Genomic DNA, 13,588 nt, shown 5'->3' on the forward strand with positions numbered 1-13,588 from the left:
AATTAAACGATTAAAAATTAAACTGTACCAACATAGCTACAGTTTAACGTTCCACCTTTAATTTTCTTTGTATAGATTTTAATAATTTACTCACTAGCTTTTCAAATACTTTTCGTTCATCAGGTTCCAAATCAATTAAATTAGAAGCACATGACGACCAATAAGTCGGTAACACTTTCGTTATAAAAGCACGACCTTCATCCGTTAAACTTACATAGACCTTCCTCCGATCTTCTTTACTATGATTCCGTACAACAAGATTTCTCTTTTCTAGCCAATCAAGCATTGACGTTGCTGATGCTCTCGTAATTCCTAATCGTTGAGCTAAAGCTGATGGAGTCGCTCGTCTATCTTCATGTAGAGTCAGCAATAGTAATAAGTCTAATTTACTTTCCGTAATGCCAAAAGGAGCTAACTCATTGTCTGCTACATCCAGCACATAATCACTTAACCATAACAACATTAATCCCAGCTTGGCATCTTCTCGATTTGTATCACTTGAAGAAGACGTTTGAATCAGTTCAAAATACGGCTCTACCCCTAATACAGGTAAATCATCTTCATGTGTGTACGATTTCTTACTTTTTGTCATTACAATCACCTTTTAATTAGATTATCTAACTATCAACTATTCTAACTATAAATTTAATCCAAAGCAAGAATTTTTATTTTCACTGATTTCTTCAAAATGATGCACTACTTTTTTAGAGCAGACGCATTGCCCAGATTATTATAACCAACAATAATTTTTTCTCTTATATTGTGGCAATTTTATGTACTTTAAAATAGCAATTACATAGTTTCAAAATAACATAATCACTACCTTTATAATAAAAACAAAATATCAGTTATTTACTATTCATTAGATCGTCAAAATAGAACTGTTTTCCAAAAAATATATTTTACTTTCATAGTAAAATATTTTTAAAACCTTTTTAAATTCAATATTCTACAACAAAACAACATTCCAATGCTCCTATCATCACCTTAACTTTTTTGTAAAATAATAACATGAAGAAATTTAACAATTTTAATAAAAATACGAGTTGAACTTTTACAAAAAATAGAATACGATGAATTGCGAAAGGTGGTTCACCATCATTCAAGCAATAATAATTTTTTAAAAGGGGTTGGAAATATGTCAGACGTTCTAAAGCAATTTGTTATGCCGAAAACAAACTTATTTGGACCTGGAGCAATTCAAGAAGTTGGTAAACGCTTAAATGATTTAGAAGTGAAAAAGACATTAATCGTAACAGATGAGGGTCTACACAAATTAGGTCTCTCAGAACAAATTGCAAACATCATTACAGCTGCTGGAATTGATGTAGCAATTTTCCCTAAAGCAGAACCAAATCCAACAGATCAAAACATAGAAGATGGCATTTCCGTGTATCATGCGGAAAACTGTGATTCTATTGTTTCTCTTGGAGGAGGCAGCGCACACGATGCAGCAAAAGGTATCGGACTTATTGCTTCGAATGGTGGACGCATTCATGATTATGAAGGCGTTGATAAATCACAAAATCCACTTGTGCCATTAATTGCAATTAATACAACTGCTGGTACTGCCAGTGAAATGACTCGTTTCACTATTATCACAGATACAGCACGCAAAGTAAAAATGGCCATTGTTGATAAGCATGTGACACCGTTACTTTCTATAAACGATCCTGAATTAATGATTGGTTTACCTCCTGCTCTTACGGCAGCTACTGGGGTTGATGCACTAACACATGCTATTGAATCATTCGTTTCTACGAATGCTACACCAATCACGGACGCATGTGCTGAAAAGGTCCTTCAGCTAATTCCTGAATATCTACCACGTGCCTATGCAAATGGAGCTGATATAGAAGCGCGTGAACAAATGGTATATGCACAATTTTTAGCGGGAATGGCCTTTAATAATGCATCACTTGGCTATGTTCATGCAATTGCTCATCAATTGGGCGGTTTCTATAACCTACCACATGGCGTGTGCAACGCTATTTTATTGCCACATGTTTGTCGATTTAATGTCACAGCACGTACAGAGCGCTTTGCTCGTATCGCTGAATTATTAGGAGAAAATGTAGAGGGTTTAAGTAAGCGAGATGCGGCTGAAAAGGCTATTACAGCTATTGAGAAGTTATCACAAGATTTAAATATTCCTAGCGGCTTCCGTGAATTAGGTGCAAAAGATGAGGATATTGAGATCTTAGCAAAAAATGCATTATTAGATGTGTGTGCTGAGACGAACCCTCGTAAAGCAACACTAGAGGATATCAAACAAATCATCACAAATGCAATGGGTCCTATTGTGAAAAAAGAAGAGTCACTCGAGGCAGTTGCCCTTTCTTAATCGACGGTTTCCTATAAGCCTATACAAAGGATGGAGAAAACAAATGTTTTCTCCACTTTTTTATGGACTCGATACACACACATTGTCTATCACGGGAACTCTCGCTATACTTCTCTTAAAAAGAATAGGAGAAAATAATATGCGTTTAATTTCAATTTGTCCTAGCAATACAGAATTAGTCGCCTATTTAGGGCTGACAGACCAGCTCGTTGGAGTTGATGATTATTCTGATTGGCCATCATCGGTTAAAGATCTACCACAGCTTGGGCCTGATTTATCAATTAACATGGATGCATTAGAGGCATTACAGCCTGATCTTGTTCTGGCTTCCTTGAGTGTACCTGGTATGGAAAAAAACATTGAGGCACTAAAAGAAAGAAATATCCCTCATATTATTTTTAATGCAAACTCATTAGAAGAAATTGCGCAAGATCTTCTGACACTCGGGAAAGCTTGTCAAGTGGAGGAACAAGCAAAGACAATTGCTGAAGAGTACATGCATTCCATCGAAAAAATGTATTCCATTGCACAAACAATTCCGAAGAAACCTACCCTGTATTGGGAATGGTGGCCGAACCCTATTTTCACTCCTGGGAAAATAAATTGGCTAACAGAAATTAGCGCTCTTGCTGGTGGCATTAATCTATTTCAAGATGTTGAGCTTGCTAGTGTTCAAACAGATTGGATAGATGTTGTTAAACGCCAGCCTGACTATATCATGATGGCTTGGGTTGGTGTCGCATTTGAGCGTATCCAACCTGCTAATTTATTAAAACGTCCATATGCCAAAGAGTTACATGCCATTCAATCGGAACAGCTCCATGTAATGGAAGAATGGCTGTATTGTCGCCCTTCTCCACGACTTATTGAAGGTGCTATAAAGCTTGGAAAAATACTGCATCCTAAAGAATATGAACAAATAAAACCTCCAAGTTTCTTATGATGAAAAAACCACATCCAGCGTTTTTTGGGATGTGGTTTTGCAAATAGAAATTAGATAAATTTCACCATATGATATTTTTTCTTACCTCGACGGACAATGCTAAATGCATCCTCTAAACGATCCTTCGCATCGACTACATATTCTAAATCTGTTACCTTTTCACCGTTTACACTAATAGCACCATTTGATACATCCTCACGTGCTTGACGTTTTGAAGAGGAAATGCCGGCCTCCACAAGTAGGTCCACAATGTTTTTATCCTCTTTAGCCATTTCAATAGAAGGAACGTCTTTAAAAGCGTCCTTCATTTCTTCGGCTGAAAGTGCTTTTAGATCTCCTGAGAATAAAGCAGCTGTAATACGGATGGCTTGCTCTAATGCCTCTTGACCATGTATTAAACGAGTCATTTCTTCAGCTAGCGCCTTTTGTGCCTTACGTAAATGTGGCTCCTCCTCTACAGATACGGCTAAAGCTTCAATTTCTTCACGAGATAGGAACGTGAAGATTTTTAAGTATTTTATGACATCTGCATCAGCTGCATTGATCCAGAATTGGTAGAATTCATATGGAGATGTTTTCTTACTATCTAGCCAAACAGCACCACCTGCGGTTTTACCAAACTTTGTACCATCTGCCTTTGTTACTAATGGAATCGTAATTCCAAAGGCTTTCGTTTCTTCCTCGTGTGCTTTACGAATAACCTCTAACCCTGTTGTAATATTACCCCATTGGTCAGAGCCACCTACTTGAATACGGCAATTGTAGTGATTGTATAAATGATTGTAATCAATACCTTGAATTAACGTATAGGCAAACTCTGTAAACGAGATTCCTGTGTCAAGACGAGAAGCAATCGTATCTTTTGCTAACATATAGTTTACGTTAATTAGTTTCCCGTAATCACGTAAAAATTCAATTGTGTTGATATTACCAATCCAGTCACGATTGTTCACAAGCTGAGCACCATTGCCATCTTCCGCAAATTCGAAAATACGTTCTAATTGACTACGGATTCCTTGAACGTTTTTATCGATTTGCTCTACTGTTTGTAATTGGCGCTCTTCTGAACGGCCAGATGGGTCACCGATCATCCCTGTCGCACCACCAACAAGTAAAATTGGACGGTGACCCGCTTTTTGGAATCGACGAAGCGTTAACAATGGAACAATATGTCCAATATGCATGGAGTCAGCTGTTGGATCTACCCCACAGTATAAAGATACAGATTGTTCATCTAATAATTTTGCCATGCCTTCCGCATCTGTTTGTTGGTATAGCAAACCACGCCATTCTAAATCTTGTAATAATTCGTTTGTCATGTTCATTCCTCCTAAAATGGTTAAATTCATTACGTGCATGGACATGTTTAAATAAAAAAAGTCCCTACACGCAAACAATTGCATGCAGGGACGTTAAGTTGCAAACTAACGCGGTACCACCCAGCTTGAAGATGTCATCCACCTTCCACTTCATTCAGCCGCCTTTATCGCAGGCGCGCACGTCTAAGCTCCAAGCACGTAATTCGTCTCTACAATATGACCAGTTTTCACCAACCACTGGCTCTCTAAACAGGGAATATAGACACTACTGCAAGCTCTTCATCACCAGAAAACTATAAACATAATTTTATACGATTCTTTTTCAAAGTCAATAACTATGTTCGTGCTAAAACAATATGTGCTATAATAGACAAGATTTTAGGAGGTCGATACATTGAAAGATTGGATTGAAAAAATCAATGCAAAGATCGATGAATTACTTGAACAAAAATGGATGAAGAAATTACGTATTTCAGGTAGTGTTACCTGGAACTTATTTTTACTATTTTTAGTCTTTGCATTGGTTGGCACTGTATTTGTCGGTTCAGTTGGAGCTGGTTATTTTGCTTCTCTTGTAAAAGAAGAACCGTTACGCTCAAAACAAGAGTTAAGGGATCAAATTTTTAGCTATGAAGAAACCAGTGAGATTTATTTTGCCAACGATATTTATATTGGGAAATTAAGGACAGATTTAGATCGACGTGAAACTTCGCTTAGCAATGTTGCACCAGAGGTCGTGAATGCTGTTCTGGCAACAGAAGATGAATATTTCCGAGAGCATAACGGAATTGTTCCTAAAGCAGTTATTCGTGGGTTATTACAAGATGTCACAAACTCTGCAACGCAGACAGGTGGTTCTACACTTACCCAGCAGCTTATTAAAAACCAAGTACTAACTAATGAAGTATCATACGAGCGTAAAGCTAAGGAAATTTTACTAGCGATGCGTTTAGAACATTTTATGACGAAGGAAGAAATATTAGAGGCTTATTTAAATATCATTCCCTATGGTCGTAACTCTTCAGGACGAAATATTGCAGGTGTTGAAACAGCTGCGGAAGGAATTTTTGGCGTAAAAGCAAAAGAATTGACTCTTCCTCAAGCTGCGTACATAGCTGGTATTCCACAGGCACCATTTGCTTATACACCATTTACAAATACAGGTGAACTGAAAAGTGAAGAAGCTTTGAAACCAGGTATTGATCGTATGAAAACAGTACTTTATCGTATGAAAGAAGCTGGTTATATTGATGATGCACAGTATAATGAAGCGTTAAACTATGATATTGCTGCCGATTTCCGTGGACCAGAAATGCGCGCGGAGGATCGTTATCCTTGGTTGACTTATGAGCTTGAAGCTCGTGCAAAAGATATTATTGCTGAAAAATTAGCAAAAGATGATGGGATTGACCCAGAGCGCTTAAAGTCAGAAAAAAAATTAAAGGATAAATATACGATTTTAGCAGATCGTGATGTTCGTTCAAAAGGCTATCGTATTTATTCAACCATTAATAAAGATATGTATGATGCGATGCAAAAAGCAGCAAAAGACTTCCAGTATTATGGTCATACGTATACTGGTAAAGGGAAAGATCCTGTTACTGGTGAAGAAATTGATATTGAGATGCCGGTACAAGTAGGTAGTATTTTAATAGAGAATACGACAGGTCGTATTTTAAGCTTTGTCGGTGGTCGAGACTTTAAAACCACTCAAGTAAACCATGCAACACAAGCTTATCGTTCTAACGGTTCTACAATGAAACCATTACTTGTTTATGGACCTGCCATTGAGTATGGAGTAATCGGTGCGGGTAGTCCATTAGTTGACGTGAAATTCTCAATCGGTTCTTGGAGTCCAAGTAACTATATTACGAGTGATGAGCGAGGTCTTATTCCAGCACGTGAAGCTTTAGCAGATTCTCAAAATATTTCAGCACTACGTTTATATAATGATATTATTAGTAGACGCCCTGCAGATTTGTTAGTAAAAATGGGATTCTCAAAATTACATCCAGATGATTTTACTAACCTAGCAACTGGGATCGGTGCTTTAAGCGAAGGAACTACTGTTGAAGAAAATACAAATGCATTCGCTACCTTTGCAAATGGTGGCCAATTCATTGACGCTTATATGATTGATCGAATTGAAGACCAAGAAGGAAATATTGTTTACCAACATGAAGTAGAACCTGTTCAAGTATTTAGCCCAGAAACATCTTATATCGTGACAGATATGCTACGTGATGTTCTCACTAAAGGAACAGGGACAATGGCACGAAATACATTAAAATTCTCTTCTGATTTCGCTGCAAAAACAGGGACTTCTCAAGAATATAAAGATGTTTGGTTAGTTGGTTATAACCCTAATGTATCTCTTGGTGTTTGGATGGGTTACGATCAACCTCGTACACTTTATGCATTTAACAACACCTATTTACAGCCAAGCGTTCGGGTGAATAAGCTATGGGGTACTTTAATGAATGCTGTTTACGATGCGGACCCTCAGCTAATTGACCCACCAACAAGTTTTAAGGCGCCTAAAAATGTTGTGACAGCGTCATTCTGTGGTATTTCCGGCATGGCCCCTTCTGCAGCTTGTGCTAGCGCAGGTCTTGTACGCTCAGATTTATTTAATGCGAAAGTATTTTTACCATCACAACCTGATGATAGCTTAGCCTCTTCAAGTGTTGTGACGATTAAAGGAAAAACTTATAATGCGTTGCCAAATACACCAGCAGAGTTTGTAAAAGCAGGTGGCGCAGGCATTAATCAAGACTTTATTAAACGAATGTTAGGTAGACTTGGCGGGAACCCTGCTAGTCTGTTACCAAAGAATTCTACATTGTCGAATTCATCTGTATCAGCAGTTGATTTCCCAGCGGATGGTAGCCCTCCAGGAGCTGTCTCAGCTTCAGTAAATGGCTCTACATTATCATGGTCAGAGTCATCGAATGATGTTGTTGGTTATCGTATCTACAACGTTACGAATGGCGGTAATACACTTGTAACGTCCGTACTAGAGTCAACACAAAACATTACGGTTGCTAGTGGACAAGCTTATGTAGTGGTCGCTGTAGATATTACAGGTTTAACATCACCACATTCCAATGTTGTGTCTACTGGCGGTAGTGAAAATGAACCTGACCCAGAGGAAAACGACCAAGAACCAATACCACCTACAACGCCACCTACTAATGGCAATGGTAATGGTAATGGTTCGGGTAGTAACGGCAATGGCTCCAATAATGGGAACGGGTCTGGTAATAACGGCAATGGCTCCAATAACGGGGATGGTTCTGGTAACAATGGCAATGGCTCCAATAACGGGGATGGCTCCGGAAGCAATGGCGATGGATCTGATAACCCCGGAGATGGCACAAACGGAGGAGACAATGGTAATACCACTACTCCAACTGAAACATCAAGGCGCTAATCCATTATGCCTTAGCAAAAGCATTTGTATTAGATAATCAATTAAACAGACTTACTGCATATTCCTTATGAATTGTAGTAAGTCTGTTTTTTTGTCATTATTAAGAGGACTACTATTTTGAAGGGGTGAAAATATATGAACATATTGATTTTAGGAGGCACACGTTTTTTTGGAAAAAAGCTAGTTGATCTTTGTATTCAAAATGGACATAATGTAACGATTTTAACACGTGGTCAAAGTGGCAATCCCTTTGGTACACATGTTAAGCAATTAGTAGTAAATCGTAATGATCGTGATGCTTTAGAACAGGCACTAGCCAATACAACATGGGACATTGTCTATGATAATATTTGCTATTCGCCCAACGAGGCACAAGCGATTTGCGAGATATTAAAAGGAAAAACGAAAAAGCTGGTCTTTACTTCTACTCTTTCAACATATGAGGTAGATGGTAAGATGAAAAAGGAAGAAGACTTTGATCCATACCAGTATCAAATTCGTATGGGACATCAAGAGGAATTTTCTTATGGAGAAGGAAAACGACAAGCGGAGGCAGTCTTATTCAAAGAAGCTTCATTCCCAGTCGTAGCTGTACGTTTTCCAATTGTGATGGGTGAAGATGATTATACTCGACGTTTACATTTCCACGTTGAACATATTTTACAGAATCAGCCGATTACTTTACCGAACATTGATGCAAAGATGAGTTATATTACAGATGAGGAAGCTGCTGAATTTTTATACTTTGCGGGCGTTACTCCTATTGAGGGACCATACAATGCTACCGCATCAGGGGCCATATCTCTCAAAGATCTAATTGCTCTAATTGAAGAAGCAAGTGGTCAGCGCGCAAAAATTTCCCTCATTGGTGGTGATGAGGAATCACAGTCTCCTTATGGGGTGCCTGCTGATTGGTATATGTCCAATGCAAAGGCTGAGAAGGCAGGATTTACGTTTAGTCAGCTTGAAGATTGGTTACCAAAATTAGTGACAACATTAGTAAAACAGCTACAATAGCATTTATAGCGCAAAGAATCTGCTCATATCTAGCAGATTCTTTGTTCATCCCTAATGTCTAGACATTTTTGCCGCTAATGCCTCACTTTCATTGCTGAACGAAAGTGTATTATCACGGTAATATGTTCTTTAAAATAGCTACTGCTTTGTCAATCTCTTCCTTCGTGACCGTTAATGGAGGCAAAAGACGAATAACTGTTGGCCCTGCCCCTACTAATAAAAGACCACTTTCTTCCGCTGCCGCGATATAAGGCGCAACTTCCGTGTCCCCACAGCCAATCCCTAACAAGAGACCCTGGCCTTGAACAGTATAGCTAGAAGATAAATGAGCCCTTAGTTGTGCCACAAAATAGGCAGATATTTCTCGTACCTGCTGTAAAAAATCTGGCTCAAACACATGATTTAAAACAGCTTGTGCCACATTCATCGCAAGAGGGTTTCCACCGAATGTTGTACCATGTGTTCCTGGACTAAATGTAGCATGAAGCTCAGCAGTTCCGAGCATTGCACCAACAGGGAAACCACCACCTAAGCCTTTTGCCAAAGTTACGATATGTGGCTTTAATACCGTTTGTTCAAATGCATAGCGTGTTCCTGTTCTTCCAATGCCCGTTTGCACTTCATCAACAATTAGTAGTACACCTTGCTCCTCACAGACTTTTGCAATAGCTGCGGCAAATTCTGCTGATACACTATTGACGCCACCCTCTCCCTGAATCATTTCTAGCATTATAGCTGCAACTGAATCATCAATGGTTGCTTCAAGTGTAGCAGCATCATTAAATGGCAAAATCGAAAATTTTTCTACGAGTGGTCCAAAGCCATTATGTACTTTGCCTTGACCTGTTGCAGACATTGCTCCAAAGGTACGACCGTGGAATGATTTTTCAAATGTAATAATATGATGTTTGCCTGTATGCTTACGAGCTAATTTAATGGCCGCTTCATTAGCCTCAGCCCCGCTATTACAAAAAAAGGCATGTGAAAAGTGTGTATTAGCAATTAATTTTTCTGCCACCTTTTCCTGACCTGGTATTTCAAAAAGATTTGAAATATGCCATAGCTTTTCGCTTTGCTCTTGAAGTGCCTGTACAACGGCTGGATGGGCATGACCAAGACTCACCACAGCAATGCCACTAGTAAAATCCAAGTATTGCTTCCCTGTTGAATCCTCAACAATTGTCCCCTGACCTTTGACAATTTGTGCACGACGCTTGCCGTAATTCTCAAATAAAACACTCATGTTATCATCTCCACTATCATTTAAAATAGTTTCTTTCAACAACTATACTTCTCAAGCTATCCTATTTAGAACACTAGGAAGAAAGAAGTTCACTTGTGGCTACAATTGTTGTACCAATTAAAGTTGCGCCTACGATTTGTACAGAAGGAATCCCTGCCCGTAAACAGTCAATCGCTCCTTGCACTTTTGGAATCATTCCACCGTAAATATGGCCCTGCTCTGTCCATTGATCTATAAGGCTAGGTGTAGCTATTGCTTGATATTCATCTTCAATACGGATACCACTCACATCTGTCACGAGTAGTAAGCTATCTGCTCCGATGGCTAAAGCAATTTCACTTGCTACCGTATCGCCATTAATATTAAGAGCCTGACCTGCTTCGGTCGTACCTACGCAGGCAATAACAGGTACAATCCCTACACCCATTAAAGCTTCCAATAAGGATGTATTGATATTTTTAATAGCTCCTACATACCCGTAAGTCTCTTGATCTAAAAAGTCTACGACTATCAACTGATTATCAAAGCCATTTAATCCGATGGCTGCTATACCAGCTGTTGTTAACTCATGAACTAATGCAGTGTTTACTTGCCCTATTAGGGTCGATTGGACAACTTTAATTGCAGCCTCGTTCGTGACACGTATTCCATTTAATGTATGTGATTGTAGGCCTTGAGCAGCTAGTTCTCGATTTATGGCTGGCCCACCCCCGTGGGTAATAATAAGCTCTACCCCACTCTCTTGTAATCTTTTAAAATTATCAAAGAAAGCCTCATTTAAACCTTCCAGTGTACTGCCCCCAAGCTTAATGACCACACGTTTATGAGCGGTATGATGCATTGATTTGGACATAGTCATATGTTAAGTCACATCCCCAAGCATGCCCCTTACCATCACCCACACCAAGGGACACATAGATTTTTACTTCATGCATTTTTAATATTTGAATTAACTCGTCCTCAGAAAAGGGAATTGGTTCACCGTTTTCTACCATAGTAGCACCACCGATTTGGATAGTAATTTTATCTGGATCAACTGTTGCGCCACTATACCCTACTGCTGCAATAATACGCCCCCAGTTGGCATCACAGCCGAAAACTGCAGTCTTTACAAGTGGTGAACCAACGACTGTTTTTGCAATTTTACGTGCCTCCTCGTCTGAAATTGCACCAACAACTTCCACTTCGATAAGCTTCGTTGCTCCTTCACCATCTTTGGCAATCATTTTTGCTAAATCTTCCGCTACTGTTTGCAAAGTGTTAAAGAAATTTTGCCAATCTGGATGCTCTGGAGTTAAAGAATTATTCCCTGCCAAGCCATTAGCCAATATTACCACTGTGTCATTAGTGGATGTATCCCCGTCAACTGTAATAGCGTTAAATGTTAAATTAGTAATAGTCGATAAAGCTGCTTGTAACACATCAGATTCAATGTTGGCATCTGTTGTAATAAAGCCTAGCATTGTTGCCATATTAGGTTCGATCATACCTGAACCTTTTGCTACACCAGCAATGATAACTTCCTTGCCATCCACAGTTGTACTATAGCTTGTGTTTTTCATGACGGTATCTGTTGTCAAAATAGCCTGCGCAAAGTCAATCGCACTTTCTAAATTGTCCTTTGGCTCTAACTGAAGAATACCATTTGCTACTGGCTCTAATTTCATCATTTCTCCAATAACACCTGTCGAGCAAACTCCCACCAAATTTGGTGCAATCCCTAATTTTTCAGCAGCTAGCGCTTGCATTGTTTGGGCATCTTTTACACCTTGTTTACCTGTACAAGCATTCGCATTGCCTGAATTGACGATCATCGCTTGCATTTTCTTAGTTGCATAAACAACTTCCTTCGTGACTTTTAATGGTGCTGCTTGCACAGCATTTGTAGTAAAAACACCCGCAACACTTGCTGGGACTTCACTTACTAAAAGGGCTAAATCCTTTTTCTTATGTTTTAAACCACAGTGTAATCCGGCTGCCTTAAAGCCTTTTGGTGAAACAATATTTTTACTTGATAATTTTTTCATTACATTCGTTGAAGTGGTAACTGTCATCCGAAATTCCTCCTTAGATTAATAAATAAGAGAAGCATACAGTTGCCTGCATGCTGTTAAATAAAGAACGGTACAACATCTAGCCCTGTCGTTTGTGGTAAGTCAAATTGCACATTCATATTTTGGATAGCTTGCCCTGCTGCTCCTTTGACAAGGTTATCAATTACACTAACAATTGTGGCGCGATTTGTACGGGAATCTACTTTCACTAGAATGTCACAATAATTTGATCCCTTGACACGATTTGTCCCTAAACTAGATGCATCCGTAACGATTCGAACAAATGGATGATTCTCATAGGTTGCCTGTAAGCAAGTGAACAATTTCGACTCTGTAATTCCCTGCATTACTGGTGCATAGGATGTCGCCAAAATTCCCCTGGTCATTGGAACCAGATGCGTATTAAAAGTAACCTTTGTATCTGCTTGAGCAAACATGGAAAGTGCCTGTTCAATTTCGGGAATATGTTGATGTGTATTTACTTTATAGATTGAAAAATTCTCATTTGTCTCACTAAAATGGGTAGTTTGTGAGGGCTTATTGCCTGCTCCTGAAATACCACTCTTTGCATCAATAACTAGAAAACTAGGATCAATTAAACGTTCTTTTACAAGTGGTAGTAAGGATAATAAAACTGCTGTTGGGTAGCAACCCGGATTAGCAACAAGTGTTGCTTGACGTATAAGCTCTTCATTCCATTCTGTTAAACCATATACACTTTGTTGAACACTATGGAACGGTGCAGCTTTTTTGCCATACCAGGTTTCATAGCTTGCTAGATCTTTTAACCGAAAATCACCAGATAAATCGATTAGCTTTGGTCCTTTCCCAACCAAAGGCGGTAATAGCTCACTTGTCACCCCAGATGGTGTACTCGTAAAAATAACATCGAATTTTTCTAAAGTGTCATACGCAATCTTTTGTAACGGTGTATCAGCTATCCTAACAAGATGGCCAAATTTAGAAGAAAATTGGACACCCTCTTCCGAAGAAGTAAATAAATCAATTCGTTCCACAGCTGGATGATTATGTAAAAATCGAATAAGTTCTAGACCGCCATATCCAGTTGCTCCAACAATACCTACTTTCACTGCACTCACCTCTGAAATAAGTTAAAAATAGTATACGTCTGCATATTTATTAAGTCAACTGAATTTTTATTTAATTCATTGTTTTTTTGAAATAGATAATATTTCACCTACTCTCACCTCTATACTATTGTAAATCCAGAAAAA

General features: G+C 38.8%; 10 protein-coding genes and 1 other annotated feature. Of the genes, 4 read left to right on the forward strand and 6 right to left on the reverse strand.

Annotated elements, in window-relative coordinates; all coding sequences use genetic code 11:
- Positions 1 to 43 precede the first annotated feature (43 nt).
- A complete protein-coding gene (locus BFM98_RS12655; protein ID WP_054549941.1) occupies positions 44 to 592 on the reverse strand; it encodes a MarR family winged helix-turn-helix transcriptional regulator in 549 nt (182 codons plus the stop codon).
- A gap of 546 nt (positions 593 to 1,138) precedes the next feature.
- Between BFM98_RS12655 and BFM98_RS12660 the strand changes: the two genes are divergently transcribed.
- Entirely contained in the window at positions 1,139 to 2,344 is a 1,206-nt protein-coding gene (locus tag BFM98_RS12660; RefSeq protein WP_004226138.1) for an iron-containing alcohol dehydrogenase, read from the forward strand.
- 139 nt (positions 2,345 to 2,483) lie between these two features.
- The gene (locus BFM98_RS12665; protein ID WP_054549940.1) at positions 2,484 to 3,287 is read left to right on the forward strand and encodes a cobalamin-binding protein; all 804 of its coding nucleotides are present in this window, start codon (positions 2,484 to 2,486) and stop codon (positions 3,285 to 3,287) included.
- A 50-nt stretch (positions 3,288 to 3,337) separates the two neighbouring features.
- Here the strand turns inward: BFM98_RS12665 and tyrS are convergent, their stop codons facing one another.
- Positions 3,338 to 4,606 (reverse strand): tyrosine--tRNA ligase, encoded by a 1,269-nt coding sequence (gene tyrS, locus BFM98_RS12670; RefSeq protein WP_066037562.1) that lies wholly within the window; start codon positions 4,604 to 4,606, stop codon positions 3,338 to 3,340.
- 83 nt (positions 4,607 to 4,689) lie between these two features.
- Positions 4,690 to 4,898 (reverse strand) — a binding site (T-box leader).
- Positions 4,899 to 5,000: 102 nt separating this feature from the next.
- Here tyrS and BFM98_RS12675 point away from each other — a divergent pair.
- Both BFM98_RS12675 and BFM98_RS12680 read left to right on the forward strand, forming a co-directional pair.
- On the forward strand, positions 5,001 to 8,039 hold the full coding sequence (locus BFM98_RS12675) for a transglycosylase domain-containing protein (RefSeq protein WP_066037563.1): 3,039 nt from the start codon (positions 5,001 to 5,003) through the stop codon (positions 8,037 to 8,039).
- 135 nt (positions 8,040 to 8,174) lie between these two features.
- Positions 8,175 to 9,056, forward strand: a complete 882-nt coding sequence (locus tag BFM98_RS12680; protein WP_066037564.1) for an NAD-dependent epimerase/dehydratase family protein — start codon at positions 8,175 to 8,177, stop codon at positions 9,054 to 9,056.
- 112 nt (positions 9,057 to 9,168) lie between these two features.
- Here BFM98_RS12680 and BFM98_RS12685 read toward each other — a convergent pair whose 3' ends face one another.
- From BFM98_RS12685 to argC, 4 genes are all read right to left on the reverse strand, one after another.
- Positions 9,169 to 10,299 carry an acetylornithine transaminase gene (locus BFM98_RS12685; protein ID WP_066037575.1) on the reverse strand — a complete coding sequence of 377 codons (1,131 nt, stop codon included), beginning with the start codon at positions 10,297 to 10,299 and terminating at the stop codon, positions 9,169 to 9,171.
- A gap of 73 nt (positions 10,300 to 10,372) precedes the next feature.
- A complete protein-coding gene (gene argB, locus BFM98_RS12690) occupies positions 10,373 to 11,158 on the reverse strand; it encodes an acetylglutamate kinase (protein ID WP_066037565.1) in 786 nt (261 codons plus the stop codon).
- Complete coding sequence (gene argJ / locus BFM98_RS12695) at positions 11,121 to 12,353, reverse strand: bifunctional glutamate N-acetyltransferase/amino-acid acetyltransferase ArgJ (RefSeq protein WP_048393513.1); 1,233 nt, start codon at positions 12,351 to 12,353, stop codon at positions 11,121 to 11,123. Before argJ ends, argB begins: the two co-directional genes overlap by 38 nt.
- A 56-nt stretch (positions 12,354 to 12,409) precedes the next feature.
- The gene (argC, locus tag BFM98_RS12700) at positions 12,410 to 13,444 is read right to left on the reverse strand and encodes an N-acetyl-gamma-glutamyl-phosphate reductase (protein ID WP_066037566.1); all 1,035 of its coding nucleotides are present in this window, start codon (positions 13,442 to 13,444) and stop codon (positions 12,410 to 12,412) included.
- Between the last annotated feature and the right edge of the window lie 144 nt (positions 13,445 to 13,588).

Origin of the sequence: Lysinibacillus sp. AR18-8, assembly GCF_001705465.1 — a bacterium.
In the GTDB taxonomy this organism is placed as follows: domain Bacteria; phylum Bacillota; class Bacilli; order Bacillales_A; family Planococcaceae; genus Lysinibacillus; species Lysinibacillus capsici.

What these genes read in the sequence shown, in the direction of transcription:
- BFM98_RS12655 (WP_054549941.1), bottom strand. Translation starts at nt 592, where the DNA reads ATGACAAAAAGTAAGAAATCGTACACACATGAAGATGATTTACCTGTA.
- BFM98_RS12660 (WP_004226138.1), top strand. Translation starts at nt 1,139, where the DNA reads ATGTCAGACGTTCTAAAGCAATTTGTTATGCCGAAAACAAACTTATTT.
- BFM98_RS12665 (WP_054549940.1), top strand. Translation starts at nt 2,484, where the DNA reads ATGCGTTTAATTTCAATTTGTCCTAGCAATACAGAATTAGTCGCCTAT.
- tyrS (WP_066037562.1), bottom strand. Translation starts at nt 4,606, where the DNA reads ATGACAAACGAATTATTACAAGATTTAGAATGGCGTGGTTTGCTATAC.
- BFM98_RS12680 (WP_066037564.1), top strand. Translation starts at nt 8,175, where the DNA reads ATGAACATATTGATTTTAGGAGGCACACGTTTTTTTGGAAAAAAGCTA.
- BFM98_RS12685 (WP_066037575.1), bottom strand. Translation starts at nt 10,299, where the DNA reads ATGAGTGTTTTATTTGAGAATTACGGCAAGCGTCGTGCACAAATTGTC.
- argB (WP_066037565.1), bottom strand. Translation starts at nt 11,158, where the DNA reads ATGACTATGTCCAAATCAATGCATCATACCGCTCATAAACGTGTGGTC.
- argJ (WP_048393513.1), bottom strand. Translation starts at nt 12,353, where the DNA reads ATGACAGTTACCACTTCAACGAATGTAATGAAAAAATTATCAAGTAAA.